Source organism: Okeania sp. SIO2F4, assembly GCF_010672385.1.
Lineage (GTDB): Bacteria > Cyanobacteriota > Cyanobacteriia > Cyanobacteriales > Microcoleaceae > Trichodesmium.
In genome coordinates, this window is the sequence record NZ_JAAHGT010000097.1 from 1 (window position 1) to 16,883 (window position 16,883).

16 protein-coding genes and 1 pseudogene are annotated in these 16,883 nt (G+C 34.6%); 4 read left to right on the plus strand and 13 right to left on the minus strand.

From position 1 onward, the window contains the following. Positions 1-861: 861 nt before the first annotated feature. The 3 genes from F6K22_RS08960 to F6K22_RS08970 form a co-directional block, all read right to left on the minus strand. Positions 862-1,143: a hypothetical protein gene (locus F6K22_RS08960; protein ID WP_293096064.1), complete on the minus strand. Its 282-nt coding sequence runs from the start codon at positions 1,141-1,143 to the stop codon at positions 862-864. Positions 1,144-1,426: 283 nt separating this feature from the next. Further along, on the minus strand, positions 1,427-2,005 hold the full coding sequence (locus F6K22_RS08965) for a TIGR04376 family protein (protein ID WP_293096067.1): 579 nt from the start codon (positions 2,003-2,005) through the stop codon (positions 1,427-1,429). A 371-nt stretch (positions 2,006-2,376) separates the two neighbouring features. After that, on the minus strand, positions 2,377-3,723 hold the full coding sequence (locus F6K22_RS08970; protein ID WP_293096070.1) for a hypothetical protein: 1,347 nt from the start codon (positions 3,721-3,723) through the stop codon (positions 2,377-2,379). A 676-nt stretch (positions 3,724-4,399) separates the two neighbouring features. On the opposite strand from F6K22_RS08970, the gene F6K22_RS08975 reads away from it, so the two are divergent. Next, positions 4,400-4,600, plus strand: a complete 201-nt coding sequence (locus tag F6K22_RS08975; protein ID WP_293096073.1) for a hypothetical protein — start codon at positions 4,400-4,402, stop codon at positions 4,598-4,600. Between the two features lie 602 nt (positions 4,601-5,202). Here the strand turns inward: F6K22_RS08975 and opcA are convergent. Together opcA and F6K22_RS08985 are read right to left on the minus strand one after the other, a co-directional pair. Continuing rightward, on the minus strand, positions 5,203-6,540 hold the full coding sequence (opcA, locus tag F6K22_RS08980) for a glucose-6-phosphate dehydrogenase assembly protein OpcA (RefSeq protein WP_293096075.1): 1,338 nt from the start codon (positions 6,538-6,540) through the stop codon (positions 5,203-5,205). 813 nt (positions 6,541-7,353) lie between these two features. Further along, positions 7,354-7,971 (minus strand): TetR/AcrR family transcriptional regulator, encoded by a 618-nt coding sequence (locus F6K22_RS08985; RefSeq protein WP_293096078.1) that lies wholly within the window; start codon positions 7,969-7,971, stop codon positions 7,354-7,356. A 150-nt stretch (positions 7,972-8,121) separates the two neighbouring features. Between F6K22_RS08985 and F6K22_RS08990 the strand changes: the two genes are divergently transcribed. Continuing rightward, positions 8,122-8,289 (plus strand): hypothetical protein, encoded by a 168-nt coding sequence (locus F6K22_RS08990; RefSeq protein ID WP_293096080.1) that lies wholly within the window; start codon positions 8,122-8,124, stop codon positions 8,287-8,289. Between the two features lie 298 nt (positions 8,290-8,587). Here the strand turns inward: F6K22_RS08990 and F6K22_RS08995 are convergent, their stop codons facing one another. Continuing rightward, a complete protein-coding gene (locus F6K22_RS08995; protein ID WP_293096082.1) occupies positions 8,588-11,302 on the minus strand; it encodes an AAA domain-containing protein in 2,715 nt (904 codons plus the stop codon). Between the two features lie 28 nt (positions 11,303-11,330). On the opposite strand from F6K22_RS08995, the gene F6K22_RS09000 reads away from it, so the two are divergent. Continuing rightward, complete coding sequence (locus F6K22_RS09000) at positions 11,331-11,498, plus strand: hypothetical protein (RefSeq protein WP_293096085.1); 168 nt, start codon at positions 11,331-11,333, stop codon at positions 11,496-11,498. Positions 11,499-12,053: 555 nt separating this feature from the next. Here F6K22_RS09000 and F6K22_RS09005 read toward each other — a convergent pair. The 3 genes from F6K22_RS09005 to F6K22_RS09015 all read right to left on the minus strand — a co-directional run bounded on the left by F6K22_RS09005 (position 12,054) and on the right by F6K22_RS09015 (position 14,022). Next, positions 12,054-12,992, minus strand: coding sequence for a PD-(D/E)XK nuclease family protein (locus F6K22_RS09005; protein ID WP_293096088.1), 939 nt, complete (start codon positions 12,990-12,992; stop codon positions 12,054-12,056). Positions 12,993-13,491: 499 nt separating this feature from the next. After that, a complete protein-coding gene (locus F6K22_RS09010) occupies positions 13,492-13,644 on the minus strand; it encodes a hypothetical protein (protein ID WP_293096091.1) in 153 nt (50 codons plus the stop codon). 162 nt (positions 13,645-13,806) lie between these two features. Then, positions 13,807-14,022 carry a hypothetical protein gene (locus F6K22_RS09015; protein ID WP_293096094.1) on the minus strand — a complete coding sequence of 72 codons (216 nt, stop codon included), beginning with the start codon at positions 14,020-14,022 and terminating at the stop codon, positions 13,807-13,809. Positions 14,023-14,064: 42 nt separating this feature from the next. On the opposite strand from F6K22_RS09015, the gene F6K22_RS09020 reads away from it, so the two are divergent. Further along, positions 14,065-14,238 (plus strand): hypothetical protein, encoded by a 174-nt coding sequence (locus F6K22_RS09020; protein ID WP_293096096.1) that lies wholly within the window; start codon positions 14,065-14,067, stop codon positions 14,236-14,238. Between the two features lie 303 nt (positions 14,239-14,541). On the opposite strand, the gene F6K22_RS09025 is transcribed toward F6K22_RS09020, so the two are convergent. From F6K22_RS09025 to F6K22_RS09040, 4 genes and pseudogenes are all read right to left on the minus strand, one after another. Continuing rightward, on the minus strand, positions 14,542-15,183 hold the full coding sequence (locus tag F6K22_RS09025) for a hypothetical protein (protein ID WP_293096099.1): 642 nt from the start codon (positions 15,181-15,183) through the stop codon (positions 14,542-14,544). A 102-nt stretch (positions 15,184-15,285) separates the two neighbouring features. Beyond that, positions 15,286-15,498, minus strand: a complete 213-nt coding sequence (locus F6K22_RS09030; RefSeq protein WP_293096102.1) for a hypothetical protein — start codon at positions 15,496-15,498, stop codon at positions 15,286-15,288. 63 nt (positions 15,499-15,561) lie between these two features. After that, complete coding sequence (locus F6K22_RS09035) at positions 15,562-16,698, minus strand: saccharopine dehydrogenase family protein (RefSeq protein ID WP_293096105.1); 1,137 nt, start codon at positions 16,696-16,698, stop codon at positions 15,562-15,564. Next, positions 16,695-16,883: pseudogene (locus tag F6K22_RS09040) on the minus strand (saccharopine dehydrogenase); the annotation flags it as partial. The pseudogene F6K22_RS09040 and the gene F6K22_RS09035, both read right to left, overlap by 4 nt.

Consider the following 16,883-nt stretch of genomic DNA (forward strand, 5'->3'; position numbering starts at 1 on the left):
TCTGATTATTTACATAATCCAATTTTCTCAACTCAATTATAGCAAATCCGGTTTATAGAAGGAATATTATATTTAATATCATGTCCGGTTGAATACTTAGAGACTGTTTGTAAAATAAGTATTAAGAGAGATGGGTAGTGACTAAAATCTAAAAGCGCTAGTACTTCAAGGGATTGAAATTTGGTAGATACCAGAGGTGGAAAGGTACATATATTCCTAGATTTTTAACTGACAAATAGTTGCCTTGATTTCTTCCTCCCTCCATACCTCCATACCTGTTACTAGTTAAGTGTTCCCAGTTAAGTGTTCCCTATCTTCTTTTTATATTTCCTGATACATTCAGTCTCTTATAAATAACAATAAAGGAGTCAGGAGGGAAGAAGAAGGAAGAAGAGAAGAAAGTTTTTTATCACTAATTAAACGGACATGATATAACTCAGAATCTATAGTGCTACGGGTAAGTCAGAAGTTAAAAGTAATCTCGCTCGTGAGTTTTCGGTGGGGAAACACTTTGAGTTTTCCTACAGAATGCTGCGCAAAGTATGTTGCGTAGCAAAACGGGATTTAGCAATTTCAAACACCTAAATGTGTAGTGCTATATTTAAAGATTTAGTATTAAGGTAATGATGATTTTTTGTTAACAGTTTAATTTCCCATTAATCATCAGACAAATCAGCTTTAATAAAGTCCCTAAATAATATAAAAAATCCTTACTATCTACGAATAAAATTATTTATTTTTTAATGTCATAGCTATTAATAAAAGCAAGTATTATTGATGATTATCAAACTATAATTAGTAACGCTTAATATTTACTGATTACATAACTTTATTTGTAGAATATACTTGTGATTTTAGCAATTAATTTTTATCAAATTTTTTGCAGTTTTCTCTAAATATATCTACAGCCATTTCTATTACTTCTGCATTTGTTTTTCCACTACAGTCAATAATTTGTCTTTCAGACAAATTGAAATTTTTCTCGCCATAACCACGTTGTTCTTCTTCACCTATTCGTTCTTCCATAATTATTAGTGGAAATAATCCGGGTATTGATACGGCAGTACAAATAATTTTTGTGTGATTAATTACCTTTTCATTCTGATAGATAACCGACCATTTTCCTATTTTCCCAATATTCATAATTAACTCCTATTTTAAATCAATAGACATCTCTAGAAAATAAACAAGCCTTTTATTTAACCATTGGATAGGACAGCAATAGAGTTGTAAAAGTCACCCTAAACATCATTTTTTGTACCTTTTTCCTAAAAATATCTTGCAAGAGTGCCTCTTGCTTTTTGCCCTCTGGAGCTGTTCCATCTAAAAATCTATATCTTTTTCACCAGATATCTAATATATTAGTTACACCCGCATCTAACAAGGTCAGGAAATTTAATAATTCCCTGACATAATAAATATCCAACTACTTTCCCATATTCCGCTTCATTCTTTCCAGCTCTTCATCTGTTTCCAGACTTTTAAACTGTTCCTCTAATGGGTCGAATAAATTACCAAAATTATAGGAACTGGTTTGATTCCAGCCATCAGTTTCCCAGCGTCTTTCATTCCTGGCAGTATAACGAGTAGCCTCAGCTTCAACAGCTTTTGCTCGTACCTCCTCACGACGTTGTTTAATCTGATGATAAAGTTCTTTCGCTTGTTGGATGCGCTGCTTGCATCCTTGCATCTGTCCCCACTGTTGATTACCTTGCCGTAAAAAAGATGCTTCTCTTTCCTGGGCAGCCTGGACTAAATCTAGTCTATTAGCTGTTTGTGCCTTTTCGACTCGGTTATGCCAACGCTTAACTTCTTGGGCAGTCGAGAGAATATCTTGCTCTAATTTTTTTTCTTGGCGCTGGAGTTGTGCGATGAGGCGCAGAGTATCTTCTTCTTGTTGGCGTAATTGCTCTTCAAGTGCCTGTAGTTCTAAATGGGGGTTATTCTGCAGGAACTCTTCAAGTCTGTTTTCGAGAAATTGGCTAAAATCGTCAAATAAACCCATAAGTCATTTCAGTTATCAGTTATCAGTTAGCCTCCTATCGGAGGAACTGCGCAATTCAGTTATCAGTTATCAGTACCTCTAGCTGAAGCCAGAGGCTTGATGTACTGAAGTTGATTTTTTTCATCCCCTATCCAAGGAGAGACTATTAACTTTATTTTTGAGTCATATTACCATTACCATACCGTAATAGGCATACACTACTCATACCGTTTCACTAAAGTCAGAAATCAAAACTCAGAAGTCAGAAGTTAGATTCGATCGACTAAAAACTCCAATCAGATAATAGTTTCGGGAAATTATTTGACATTTTAAAGTTGGAAACTATTTGTGACATCCCTAAAGTGAATTGGTATAAGTTCTGACATTTATAACTAAAATTGTTGCCCGACAAAAACAGAACGAACTTCACCATTACGGCGAATCACAGCTTCCTGATTAGCTACTTTGACAAGAGTCCAACCACTACCACCAATACTCTCTCCGACATATATCCGACGGGCCACTCCATCAATTTCAAATAGAGCAGCAGAACGTTCGCCTAACTCCAAGATACCTACCAGTGTATTAATAGGGCTTTGAACTTGACTAGCTGCGATTATTTCCGCCACAGGTATTTCTGCTGTTGGAGGTGGAGGTAATAATACTGGTTGTGTTGGTGTTTCTGTTTGAGATTCTGCTTGTGCTGTTGTTTCCGGTTCTGGTTCTGGTTTCTGTTTTGCCGTTGTTTTGGCTGGAGTCTCCGGTTTTGTTTTTGCTTCAGCTTTCGCCGAGCTAGAGCTATCAACTTTAGCTTTAGTTTCTGATTTTACTTCTGCTTTGGCATTTATTTCGGCTTCCGATTTTTCTTGAACTTTTTCAGCAGCTTCTGTGGAAGCGTTAGATGCAGATGCTGCTGATGGCTTTGGGGAAGATGGCTCAGATTTGGAAGCGTTAGATGCAGATGCTGCTGATGGCTTTGGGGAAGATGGCTCAGATTTCGGTGTAACTGCTACCGCTGTTGGAATAGGGGGAATTACTACTACTTTAGTTTCCGGAATGGTTACAGGTTCTTTTGCTACTTGTGCCTCCATCAGATCGACCAATCGGTTGAGCGGTAAGAGTAAGCTAGTATTTATGGATGGGTTAGCCGATACTGGTACTTTTGGTAAATTGTTACTAGATGGAGCAGGTGGTACACCCGGAAGTTGTTGTTGTTTCTGAGTCGCCTCTTTTTGCTCAATCATTTTGAGCGAGCGCTCGATATAATCTGCAAATTTTGCATCTGCTGCTGCTTTAGGATTCAATGTTTCTCCTGATGAATCAGGCTTTTCTACATAACCTAAATAGTCTAAAATTTTATCAAATCCACCTCTAGTTGCTAACCACAAACAGAGAGTTACTAATATAGATGCAAAAGCTGCTCCTAAAAGTAGTTTATCTAATGATTTATTTTCTTTTTTGGTTGCTTGTGCTTGAGCTAATTTTGCCTTTGCTTCTTTTTCAGGGTCTTGAGATTGAGTATTCTTTTGAGGCAAAACTATTTGAGGCACCTTAATTGGTGTCAAAGAAACAATTTCTGGTCGAGTTACTTCAGTTGGTAAACGACTACCACCATCCAATACTCGGTCAATATCATCGAACAAGTCTTCCATCAAATTTTCGGCAAGATTGTCCACAGAAACAGGTTCTTTAAACCTGGAGTTTTGGGAATTTTCTGTAGTCCTCTGGTTCATTGTCATCTAAAATCCTCCGGTAGTTAGGTTGGGCTAGGTATAGGAACTCAAACCCAGACAGACAAGTTATACCTAATTCGCATAAGTCTGGCAAAGTAAGGGTATAAGTCTACTCAATTATTGGGTTTGTACTTCTTGGAGCAAAGGAATAAGAGTTTCACTGAGCAACTAGCTTTAGCTATGGTCTTTCTGAAATTAGTATTTAAGATTATAGATATTTTAACTGGGGCTTCTACCACATAACGATAGTAATATTTACTCAAACAATAGTACTTATAGCAATTTTCAGGTAGGTGAACTACATAGTAATACTAATCCTGACCCATTTTTGCTATATATCTTTGTGACAGGTCAATGGGGACTGGGAATCTCGAAGAAATGGTAAGCAAGTTTAATATTATAGCACTGTATCTTGTAGTTAGGACAATAAATTTGGGTTGTCAAGGAATTTCAAAGGCCACCAAATCTATGGGGACTCGACACCTCTTAATTTGATGAAGCACTGAAACTGGCTTTGCGATCTACTGAGTCTGTTTTGAGATGAAAGATTCTATTGATGGACTCAATGTTTTCTCAGAAAACTAGGATTTTTCTATTGTTTTAATATCACTCTAATTTTGGTGGCACTGAGGAGTATATCAAATCAATTTGTGAGAGATCCGATGGGTATTTTAATATCCCAATGTCTAGAAAATTTAAGGCTGAATATGGTGCAGTAAAAATCCCTTTTCCTAAAAGATTGATGGGTAGAAATCTCAAGGAAGTTCGGATAATTCCCAGATATGATGCTAGGTTTTTTGAAGTTGAATTCATTACAGAAGAGGAACCACAGCTAGTAGTAAAATCTGATAATGTACGCTTCAATAGACCTTGGTTTAGATAATAGATGCAACTTGTGTATCAAATACTGGGTAATCGTTTATTTTGGACGGTAGAAAGCTAAAATCAATCAACCAGTCCTACAACAAGGAAAATTCTAGATTGCAGTCATTATCAAGATAAATAAGGCATCAAAGGTTTAACCAAAAAGCAAATTAGCATTATGGTAAATCGAAACAATAAAGTTAGAGATTACTTACAGCAGTTTCGGAGCCGCGTGAGGTACAAAGTTTTATTGTCCTAGGGAACAGGGAACACTTAACTGGGAGCAGGGAACGGGGAGTGGGGAGCGGGGAATATAAAAGTAGTCTTATGACTGTACCTCAGCATCCTCATGCATTGCTGTCAATAAAGCAGCTAGATATTTAATCAACTGGTGTAGAGAAAACAAAATATCTACTATTGCCGTAGGTGTGAATCCAGGGATGAAAAAAAATATCAATTTAGATATTCCACAATACCGATATATGCTCACACAAACCCGTTTTCTGTGCTGTTTTATAATACCGATACTAGCAAAGTTTGATATCAGAAGTAGAGGAAAATTAGATTTGAGAGTAGATTTAACTGTCTCACAGCACTACTCTCTCCTGCTCCCCCGATTCCCTAACTTCTTAAGTGCAGCATTTGTGCTGTCAACGCTAAACTCTCCTCATACAAAACATCCCGACCCCAACGTTGTAACTGTTGTGCCATCAAAGCTTCTGCTTTCTGATCGCTTAATGCTGTCACCTGTTCAGTCAAACAAGACTGCGCCTTACCGCCAGACTCTAAGCGCATACAACCAGTAGTTTCAGAACACAAAATTGTGCAACAATCAACATCAACATCTGGATTACTCGAACCTAAACGTAAACCAACTAAATCTCCTGGAATCTCACCAAAGTCAGCAGTAGGAATAGCTGCTAACTCAGCCAAAATTTCCTTATCATTACCCCCAGTAAATTTTATATGGGCAATATCATAATCTCCACCTAATTCGGTATAAGACACTGGTTTCCAATTCAGACGACTAGCAAACCAACCCAAAAACATTAGCGCCTGAGCAGCATTTCCTTTTTCATAGTCAATTGTAATAATGTCAACTTTCCATAAAGCTGTTCGTCGTTTTGGAGGGTCAAAAGTAGCAGCAATTAATTCTTGCCAAGCAGATAGACGATGCCAGTTGAGGTCGGCAATATAAGTTTCGTTTTCAATCAATTCCTGCATCTTTAAAAATTCTGATTCTGGATCGGAAAAGTAACAGGAGTCCATAATTATGCAGTTGCTCGTCTCACACAAACTACGAAATAATTGCTGTTCTGTGTTAGGGGTCGCTTTCCACCAGACAAATTTTGGTAGATCGGGAATCATTAATGATTTTATTGTTTCATCTACCCTTTGCATCGCTGATTTTGTCCCCCGCAGGGTGACATATTCACTGCAAACTAAATTGGAGTTACTTTGCTTCTGAATTGGGCAATAGGCAGATACTTGAGCTGTAACTCCTGTATCTTCTTCCCCCATAGTTGGACATAGGGTCATAACGCGACTGGGGTTTTGAGTGGCGATCGCATCTGCCATACTAAACCCCCGAAGATTTATATTTGTGACTTTTTGACGGTCTTCTGGTTGTTTAGCAAACTCTGAGCGCAATTTAGCTAGGGTTTCGGGGTCTACCCTACCTGTAATTGGCAATTGATAAATTTTTTGTGCCTCTCTAACTGCATTTCTGGTTTGTGGCCCATGAATGCCATCAATTGGACCATTATAGAATCCTAGCGCCCCTAGTAATTGTTGGAATTCTTCTGGTTCATAAACTACCATGCTAAAGGTGGCAGCTCTTGTAGCAATGGAGGTTGCTTTACCTTGATTTTGACTAAGCCAGATTTTACTTAGTTCTTCTTCTATTTCTCCTAGGGAGATATCTTTTGGTTGTTGTAAGGCAACAATTGGTGTGGTCATCTTTGTTGTTTGTCTTTAAGTGTTAATTTTTGTTTAAGTAGTCGGACAAAATTAAACTTAACTGTGAAGTTATGGAACAGGAAACTTAATTAAGTCAGAAGTCAGAAGTTAGAAGTCAGAAGTTAGAAGTTGTTTTTGTCACGGGGATGCGCGAGCAACCCTCCAAGAACATTTCGCCAATCAAGGCAGGGTTAATGATTCAATTATTTTGATAAAAGGAGTTTCGGCTTTGTTAATCGTTCTTAACACAGTGGTATTTATTTATGTCCTGGTACTTATTGGATAATGAATAATTTTATAGGGTAGTTTCTATTTTAAGTTATAGGGTAGCGTAATTTGGCAGATTTTACTTAACTAAAATAGATGATTTTTTTTGTTCCTGTAAATTTTGGATTAGGAGTTAGCGCCGAAGGTATGAGATGATGGCTTAAAAGCTTTCTCCCTTTCCTAGTTAAGTTATTCCTTCTACCGAATAATTAAGGTCTAAAGCCTCTCACTCGCCGTGGAGAAAAAAGAAAAAAAATCATTTTGGTCAATCCTATCCGCTTTCAGGAGAGGTAATTATTAATTATTAATTGTTAATTATTAATTATTGACCATTTATCTCCTTTATTCCCAAAACAAAAGCAGTCTTAGTCTATGTTAGTTATTCATTTTTGAAGTTGTCACTATTTATAGCAATCCGCGCATAGGTTGCGGGTAATCAAAAAGTAGATAAAAAAACTGAAACTCCCGCCAGTTAAGTGTTAAGTGTTCCCAGTTAAGTGTTTCCTAAAAGCAGTAAGATTTTTATACACAAATAAAATAGGATTGCTATATTTTGTTTTTCCTTTCAATTAATGCTACTAAGTTATCAACATAACGTTCGGCTGTCATTGGCATTACCTCTATACCATGCAGCACTTTTTGATTCAGGATAAAATATACTAAAGAACCAACAAATATTCTGGCTGTTGCTTCTGGATCTTCTAGGTCTAGTTCTTGATTTTCTTGCAGATATTTTGTGACAATTTCTACTGCTGGTTTGGCTATTTGAGTTAAAAATAATTTGGATAAATCTGGATAGTTTCCTGACTCGGCAATAATTAATCTGACAAATTCTAAATATTCTGAATCGTTAATATTTTCTGTAAGTATTCGATCTGCTAAATTCCGTAATACTTCTTTCGGTTCTCCCTCTAGTGGTTGTGAGCAAACAAAGTTATATTTTTTAGTAGCTATCCGCTTGACTAATGCTGTGAATAATCCTTCTTTGTCTGTGAAATGACTGTATAATGTCTGTTTTGATACTCCTGCTGCTTTGGCTACTTTATCCATACTTGTACAGGCATAACCATTCTTGAGAAATTCTGGTATTGCACCTCTGAGTATTTGTTCTGCTTTGTCTAAAGCACTCCTATGAGATTTTTCTGCTCTCTTCGTTTTGGCCATTAGCTTTTCTCCTGAGAATTTTTTCCTCTGCTGTTTTGACATTATCAAAATTTTTGCTACAATAAATATATTCAAACTGTACGGTCTAGTTTAATTAGGAAGTTGGTAGTTATGAGTATAATTTGTCTATCTATATTGGCAAGCACAATTATGTTATCTGACGAAATTATCAACGGCAAACTAAAGGTATCGAAGCGGTTATTTAATTGGATAGAAAAAATAGGCGTTCGCGTCAGCGGAACGGAGTTCTATCGTGTAAGCGGAACGGAGTTCTATCGCTCTGAAAAAGAAGGTAATACTACTGCTGAGTCAAAATAATGTTACTAGTACACATTGGCTTAAATAGCACACCCATTACACACTCTTTTAGACATTAATCTTAGCTCTATCCATTCTCTCATAATATGGGTATCTTATTTACGCCGTGCTGTACTAGTAGTATTTGAGTATCAATATTATTTAAGTAGTTGTGTAAAATAAATTTCCTAGTTGGGAGAGGGAATAGGAAACAGAAAAATTAGGATGTGTAATTAATTTTGTATAGGAACTTACTACTAATGGCTAATTTTAGTAAAGGAAGATAAACTAGCCATTAGCATTTTTATATAGTTGAATTCTACAGAGTTTGCTGTTCGTTTAAATTTTTACTTATTTGTGCTAAAGGAGGTGTAAAAACTTCTACTTTATGTTCATTAACAGTTTCAGTAAAAATAAGTTCTGAACATTGGGAACGTAAAGATTTCCACAACATTGTTTCTTCGTAATGTTCAAATTCTGCTGGAATGTAATCTAATAGAGTTTTAGAGCAAACAACAATCAACCTTTCTTTAACGCGAGAAAAAGCTACATTTGAGCGATTAAGATTCAGGATAAATTCTACATTTTTACTAATTGCAGATTGGTCGCTTGCTGTAGCAGAAACAATTATATTTGGACGTTCACCACCTTGGAATTTTTCTACAGTATCTATCACATCAATAGCATTTTCATAATAATCTGCTAACTCTGTTTTAAGTAGAGTTCTTTGGGCACGATGTGGGGTAACAATTCCGATACTTCCATCAGGAATTTCTCCACCTCCATCAATAATTTGTTTAATTATTTCTACTTCTATTTGATTGCTACGTCTTGACTTACGCTCAGAATGAAGAACAAGATAAAGACCTCTATTTCCTGGCAAAAGTTTTTCCCAAGTGCCATTTATTTCCTTTTTTTCTATATTTTTATCTGTTTCTTTGCCTCGTAATTGAATATTATCTAATTTGCTATAAAGCCGTGCAATAAGTTCGCGAATAACTGGCGGTAAACGGAAGCTAAAATTCAAAGCTGAACATAATATTGCTTCATCAGGAATTTGAGTATCTGAGTTTTCTTTTAAGTTTTGAATAGCCTGATATGCACTAACATAAGGATGGTAAGATACTACAGGAGGACGGTCTTCATTTTCCCAATCATGGGTAATAATAGGGGTAAGTTGTCGATGGTCTCCAGCTAACATTATTTCACCATCATTTTTGACTAATGTAGCTAATGCTAGAAAGTGAGGAAATACCATCATACTTGCCTCATCAACAATAAGAGTCGTTGTTTTAAAACCTTGGGGATAATCTTTTGAAAATTTCTTTCTTTGATTCAATTCATTAACCATTTTTAAAATTCCATTGGTTGTTCCTCCAATTACTAAAATATTATTTTTACGCATTCTATTAACATCACTTACACAAGGTTTTGAAGAAAATAAATTAACATTCTTATTGTGAAAATCCTCGTTGTTTTTAGGATCGACTCTACTAAGTTGAATTGAAGGTAAATTGAAGTTTAAATTCGTCGCATTTTGATTCAAAATAGGTAAAAGGTTGTCTAAACGTAATAATAATTCATCTACAGCTTGATGAGTATGGGCAGTAATAAGAATAATATCCCCAGGAGAACTTCGTGCCAAAATTCTTAAAAAAGTAGCGATCGCTGTTGTTTCTGTTTTACCTGTACCTGGTGGACCTTGTAAAAGTTGAATCCTAGTTTTTAATCCATTTATTATTGCTTCTATTTGCTTATCATCGAGCTTTTTATTATTTGCTAATGGTAAGGAATTAAGAAAGTTTTGATGTTTTTTTAAATCGTGTTCTAAAGGAATAATTTGTGGTGGAATTTGAGGGTTTTCTGGAGCTAGCCATCGACAAACATGATTTCCTTGAGTATTCTGTAATTTTTCATCGACTTTTCCAGCTATAAAATCTGAGGGACTTTCATCAAGAGTAGCATTTGTAAAAATTTGTTCTTGATTTCTATTACTATAAGAATTACTAAATAACTTATATCTATCGGACTGGCTAAAAATAGGAGATAGTTCTATCAGCTTAGTTTCCCAATTTATTTCATTTACTATACAGGTACTTCCACCACGCAAAAGTTGATTAATTGTTTGACCTTTATGTGGATTTTCAGAACAAGGACTAAGCCTAACAAAAGAACCTTCATCAATAGTACAATTTGCCTGTAAAAGTTCAGGAGTAATACTATATCCATCAAGATTAATTTCTGCTGTTAACCTATTATTATCGGACTTTATATTTCTAACAGATATTGTTCGTCCTGAAGAAATACGATAGATAGGTGGAACTAAATTATTTGTAATCCAATCTGTTACTTTAACGTGTTGATCTAAACGGAGAAAATCTATTGCTGCTTGAGCAGCATTATCTACACCTAAATTAAAATCTGGTAAATTAGCAATAATTAAAGGTTCTTTGATTATCTCTGGATTTTTAAACCTAATTCCCTCTTCAACCCACCTAATAGCATGAGTACGAGCGCGAAAATATTCTTCTAAATAATTTGGTTTTTTTGCTTCATTGTAACGTTCAATAGATTTTTTTAATTTTGCTTGAAGGTTTGGGTCATTAGGGTTAGGAAGTTTTCTCCAATAAGCACGCCAATAAGCTGCACTGAAAGAATTAAAATATCTTAGCCTCACTTCAAATTGGTGTTTACGAATCTTGTCAGGATTTGATTTTGAGGTAGCCCATTGATTATTACTATCTATCTCTAAATTAGTTTTAAAGTCAAATATATCTTGAGAAAAAACTTGGTCTAAATTAATATTTTTTCCGTTGATTTCTCGTCGCCAATGATAACGTCTGCCAAACCATTTAAGGGAAGTTACAACTGCTAAATCTCTACCCGTCCATCCCAAAGCATAACGACGATCTACTTCATCATAAAGACAAGAATAAATTAGTTGTTCTAAACTTTCTCGACAACCAAGTAACTCCCGTAAATTACTCAGAAGTTGGGAACTAACACGAGAACAACCTTCAACTAATTGGGTCATTTCTTGACGTGACCAAACATAAAAATGAATGGGAGCTTCTTCTGTTCTAGCTACCTTTGCGATTTTACCAACTAACTTAGATAAAAATCCTTGTATTAGTTGTTTTTCAGAACCGTTATCTTCTTTATATTCTCCTGTCCATGCTGATGTTTGGAATTCAATTAAATCTTCTCCTTCTAGTTCTTTGTCTTGGTAAATAGGTTGATTATTTTCATCTTTTCCTGCTTCTATATATTCTTTAATTTTAGGGTCGGGTTGCCATTTACCATTTTCATTTTTATCAAATTTTGGATCTAACTTTCCCTGACTTTTAGTAACATGAGCTGCCAGGGCACCTATCCTATTTTCGACATAATCATATTCAACAGAAAGATAGACTCGAATCAGACTTTCCCCATTAATAATATGTTCGGGAAGTTGACTTTGACCTGAATATTTTGGCAGTGCTTCTACTTCATAGGTATCTGGATTATAATTTCCATCAGGAAGAGTCCGTTTACGAGTTTTTGCTTTTAATTTAAGTAACTCTAAATTCTCTGTAAAACTTGTATCTTTTTGAATTTCAATCGCTTGAGTTCCTTCTAAATCAAGTTCAGATAAATCATCAAGATTCTTAACACCTGCCTTATGTAATACTCCTAAGCATTCAGCCGTCAGTTATTAGCTAGCCTCCTACAGAGGAACTGCGAAATTCAGCTATTAATTTTAGGGAAGGTAAAAGCAACCTTTGAAATTGAAAAAGAGTAAAAAGTTACTGCCAAAGTCTCAGGACAAAATCTGAGAAGTAATTATTTATTACTAATTGCTGATAGCTGACTGCTGATAGCTGAATGCTTACTAATACTCTGACAATTGATGATTCTATTCCTAACAATTCTAAACGTTTTTCTCTAGCACTTTCAGCTAAACAATGAACGCTTAATGTACAGTCACTACATTTTTGGTCTAGCTGATAATCTAGATCGGATAAGTCCGTTTCAACTATCCGCTTTAATACACCATCAGATGCTAGAAGACGATTAATATCAGCTTCTATTGTATCTAGATTTAAGGCTGAGGATTTTATAATATCCTGACTTTTATTAGTATTTTCATCAATCCGAACTACAACACATTCTATATTTTCTGGTTTGAGTTTTATCCCACAGATATTGATTGAATTTTTTCTTATTAACTGACGTACCAATATCTGATATAAAGCAACCTGTACTTGATGATAAGTCCGGTCTTTTCGAGATGCTTTACCTTCAACTAATCGTAATTTTGGTTCATCATTTTCCCAGAGCAAAACTACAAAATCAATTTTTCCAGAAATATAAAATTCTCCGAGATCTCCTTCTATAGAAATTTCTCGTCCATAAGCTTTTTGTTTTTCTGGCAAATTTTTCAGCTTTTCAACAAACTCATTCCATTCAGTTGCTTTATTTTCTTCGTCAGACTCTTTACTCATTTTAGTTAAGTCAAAAAAGCCATCTTTTTGCAGCGAAGTTTCCCATTCATTTTCTCTTCTTCGACCTTCCTCTTCCAAAACTGGGTCTAAAGAAGTAGCAAAAATTAAGTTAGAAAAAGGAATATCTTTTTTAGCAAGTTCATAATCGTTATATTTTAACTTAAATCGGCGATCGCATGATTGATAACGAATATATTCAGCAATATCGGTAGCTCGAACTGATAGTTTTGTTGTTGACATTATCGTAATTTATTATTTAATTGGATATAGCAATCCTAAATTAGTTGTGACAGTTTTTATAATAGTTAATTATAATTAAAACCTTGAAAATTATGACTCCTGACTCCTAACTACCACCAAAATATTACAACCGATTAGAGGATTGCTATATTTTAATTTTCAGCCTAATTCAAAAAGTTTTTTTGTAAGCATTCAGCCGTCAGCTATCAACTATTAGCTACTGCTTTTGGTGTGGGTTCAAAGCTGTATTAATAGAGCCAGATTAAATCTTGGTACAAAAGTTTTTATAGTTGATAATTCATTTCAACTCCCTCCTTTAAATTATTCCGTAATTATTAGCCGGTTAATGTTCATTATTCTTATGTTTACTTCTCCCCCCACCTCCCACACTCCCCACACTTCCCAACCTAATCAAATATAGCAATATTTTTGAGAAATGGTATTATTGTGTTCGAGCTGACCGCTAATAGCTGAATGCTTACATTTTAGACAAATTTTTTTACTTTTTATCTGCTCTTCTTTCCTCTATTTCATCTGCTGAAAATACTTGATTAGCACAATTTAGACAAAAACCTTGTCTAAAATATTCTTGACCATAATCTTCTACGTTATTTTTAACTTTTCCACAATAATATAATGTCTGGTTAAACATTTATAAATAACGACGGAGTCCTCAGTCAGACCGAGTCAGCCCTCAGGAGGGAAGAAACAAGAAAGAAGAAGGAACAAGAGGAGAAGAAGGAGAAGAAGGAGAAAGTTTTTTTGATCGTGCTCTTATCCGGACATGATATAAGAACAGATTTGAAATATTCTGCTAATCGTTCTTTTTTTCGTCAGTTTCTTGGTATGTTGAAAAACATTCATTACTCAAAATTTCACCAAGATTCACATCTGAATTGTATGACTCTTTCAAAATATCTTTAACAATAGATTGTTGAGCTTCCAGGTCTAATGACTGAAAAACCTCGTTTTTTAAATAGAGGCGACCTAGCATTGAGTTAATTGTATAACTGGTTTGATGGTCTGACATAATAATTTTCCTTTTCTTGCTCTTGGAGAAACACAATTTGATGTGTTTATTAAAGTTGACCGCAACTTATCATTTCAATTATATTTACCACAGTTAGATATTGCAGTAATTGTTTTACAAGCACCTTCAAATCGTTTAGTAGATTTGAAAATTTTAATGCCAAAAGTTATAGATGTCCTAGCCACAATCTCTAAAGGAGAAGTTACGATAGATTAGATTCTATAATTTATAAGTCCGAGAAGATTGGTAATTAAACCCGTCCTAAATGCCGATAAATAAGAACTAAACTAATGATTTAATCTACTAAATTACGGTATAAATCTATATGAAATATACATGAAATGTACATATATGATATTGTTTTGCCAAGTAGTTTTTTCTGATTCATAAGTACCTGGACAGAATTAATTTAATATTTTGGCGGTGGTAGGCAAGAGTCAATAGGTAAAAGCTAAAGGGAATATAGCCGATTAGTAAATACACGGCAAATATACAAATAATTTTGTCTACCTACTTAATTCACATCTTGCGTAGGTGTAGAAACTTCCAAGCTTCTGTCTGACCAGTGTTGCTCACTTCGGATCTAATTTTTGCCTGAATAATATCACCCTCTTTAATTCCTTCCCTTTCTAAAAGTTGTTTGTCTTTTTCTTGTAAATCCACAAAAAATGGAAAGTTGTTACTTAAATCTTCAAGGGTAATTTCTGGGGGATTAATGTCTAGATCGATTTCCCAGACTTTATAAATTTTTGAATAAATAACTATTTTTATATCTGGATGAAAAGCTGTAGGCATTCCCAGAAGAATTGAAGCCGCATTTCTCAGCTTTAAATTCATGTCCTCAAAGTTTTTAACAGACTCATTATTCTTTGATGTAGACTGCTTTGCTGCTTCCTCTAAAACTTTCGTAAAATTATCAATTGCTACTTCTGGCGTTGATGGAAAACCAATCAACTCTTTGAGAATTTTCTTGAATAAGTTTAAAACTTCTATAGCATCACTTTTTAACTCATCATTAGTCTTTCTCTTGAAATCTTGATTGTAGTGTAGACAATCATTTCTTATTTTTCTGATTAAATCTAGACTATCATAAATATCTTCTTTAATAAGACCTTCTTTTTTGAGACTATTTATTCTCTCAAACTGAGTTTTATCAAGCAACTTTTCTACTCCCAATTGAGTAGCTAAAAATTTGGTAAAATCTTCAACTGAAATACTTGTCAGTGCAATACACCCAGTATAAAAACCAAACTAAAATAAATTTTATGCTTCTTTTAAAAGTTTGATAAAATCACTTACTGATGCTAAATATTGAATATCTTCAATCAACCACTTTCTTTCAACAATCTCATCAACTTTACTATTGAACCATTCTAAAATAATTTCTCTATATGCTGCTTTATCCCTCTCTATATATGTACTTCTTTCACTCTTATCTATTAAAGAATAGTCATACTTGTTAAAGTCGATATACATAGTCTTACAAACTAGCTTTCTGGCTAGTGAATTTACAACAATATTAATTATACCAAAATACTTTTAACTCTTGAGTTGATAAATCACAGACTGATCGTCATGATTTTTCACAAAACCTCGACTCTTCATTACCCCTTCAAATAATTCCGTAGACAAACTATTTTCTACAGACCAAACTCCCGGTTTATTCAATTTTCCAGATAATATTAATTCGGCAATACCACCAGTACCAATACCCGTAACAGTTGCAGTATCTTTATGTATAATTGATGAGGAAAAATCTGCTTTTTCTCCTGAATTTTTACCAATAACTTTTGCTTGAATTGCTACACCAGTACCACTATATTTATCGGTAAATTGAGTCATTTTATAACTAACTTGAGACAAAAATTCTATTACCCCTGAATTCTTTAACCAACTAACAGGAAATAAATGAGCAGTCATCCAAGTCAGATGATTATAGAAATCGGGAAAAGAACCGAACTTTGTAGTTACAGTTTTTACAGGAAAAGAAGTAGCTAAAGTCAAAGACTCTGGCAGATCAAACCAGTAAACACCTATTTTTCTGTAGGGAGATGGAAAATCAATAACTTGGCGATCGCTATAAGGTTTAACAGATTGCCATTTACCATTTATCCAAACATCAAAGTGATTTTGTAAACCTAAAAAAGTCGTCCGCATTACTGTTACTCCTGCTCCACCGGAACCACCTACTACATAACTTAAATGTATCTCCTCTGGTTCATCAAATTGTTCTACTGATTGACGGACTAAACTATTGGAAATTCCTGGAAATATTCCTGTATTAATAATTGCTGTAACTCCAGCTTGTTTGGCAGCTTCAGAATATTCTAAAGCTTTACGAGTAAATCCTCGATAGTCACTAACATCGACATAATCAATACCAGCTTCGATACAATTTTTCAGAACATTAGCATCGCGATGATGAAACGGACCTGCACAGTGAATAACTAAATTTTCAGAAGATTTACTGTAGAAATGAATAATATTTTTGACTCTTTCTTTATCTGCTAAGTCTAGAGCTAAATATTTCACTCCAGAAATAGGAAATTCTTTAATATTTGCTTCTGGTTTACGTCCGGTAATAGTAATTTCTGAGTTGGTATAAGTTGCTAAGTCTCTAGCAACACTACTGCCAATTCTGCCATATCCACCTATGATTAAAACTTGGTTAGTCATTTTTTAGTTAATTGATATTTAGAAGATTTACTGTAGAAATGAATAATATTTTTGACTTTTTCTTTATCTGCTAAGTCTAGAGCTAAATATTTCACTCCAGAAATAGGAAATTCTTTAATATTTGCTTCTGGTTTACGTCCGGTAATAGTAATTTCTGAGTTGGTATAAGTTGCTAAGTCTCTAGC

Bases quoted from the DNA above. Each gene is read 5' to 3' on its own strand.
- F6K22_RS08990 (WP_293096080.1), top strand. From the start codon at position 8,122: ATGTTATCTGACGAAATTATCAACGGCAAACTAAAGGTATCGAAGCGG.
- F6K22_RS08970 (WP_293096070.1), bottom strand. From the start codon at position 3,723: ATGACAATGAACCAGAGGACTACAGAAAATTCCCAAAACTCCAGGTTT.
- F6K22_RS08960 (WP_293096064.1), bottom strand. From the start codon at position 1,143: ATGAATATTGGGAAAATAGGAAAATGGTCGGTTATCTATCAGAATGAA.
- F6K22_RS08975 (WP_293096073.1), top strand. From the start codon at position 4,400: ATGTCTAGAAAATTTAAGGCTGAATATGGTGCAGTAAAAATCCCTTTT.
- F6K22_RS08995 (WP_293096082.1), bottom strand. From the start codon at position 11,302: ATGACCCAATTAGTTGAAGGTTGTTCTCGTGTTAGTTCCCAACTTCTG.
- F6K22_RS08965 (WP_293096067.1), bottom strand. From the start codon at position 2,005: ATGGGTTTATTTGACGATTTTAGCCAATTTCTCGAAAACAGACTTGAA.
- F6K22_RS09000 (WP_293096085.1), top strand. From the start codon at position 11,331: ATGGGAGCTTCTTCTGTTCTAGCTACCTTTGCGATTTTACCAACTAAC.
- F6K22_RS08985 (WP_293096078.1), bottom strand. From the start codon at position 7,971: ATGGCCAAAACGAAGAGAGCAGAAAAATCTCATAGGAGTGCTTTAGAC.
- F6K22_RS09005 (WP_293096088.1), bottom strand. From the start codon at position 12,992: ATGTCAACAACAAAACTATCAGTTCGAGCTACCGATATTGCTGAATAT.
- F6K22_RS09010 (WP_293096091.1), bottom strand. From the start codon at position 13,644: ATGTTTAACCAGACATTATATTATTGTGGAAAAGTTAAAAATAACGTA.
- F6K22_RS09015 (WP_293096094.1), bottom strand. From the start codon at position 14,022: ATGTCAGACCATCAAACCAGTTATACAATTAACTCAATGCTAGGTCGC.
- F6K22_RS09030 (WP_293096102.1), bottom strand. From the start codon at position 15,498: ATGTATATCGACTTTAACAAGTATGACTATTCTTTAATAGATAAGAGT.
- opcA (WP_293096075.1), bottom strand. From the start codon at position 6,540: ATGACCACACCAATTGTTGCCTTACAACAACCAAAAGATATCTCCCTA.
- F6K22_RS09035 (WP_293096105.1), bottom strand. From the start codon at position 16,698: ATGACTAACCAAGTTTTAATCATAGGTGGATATGGCAGAATTGGCAGT.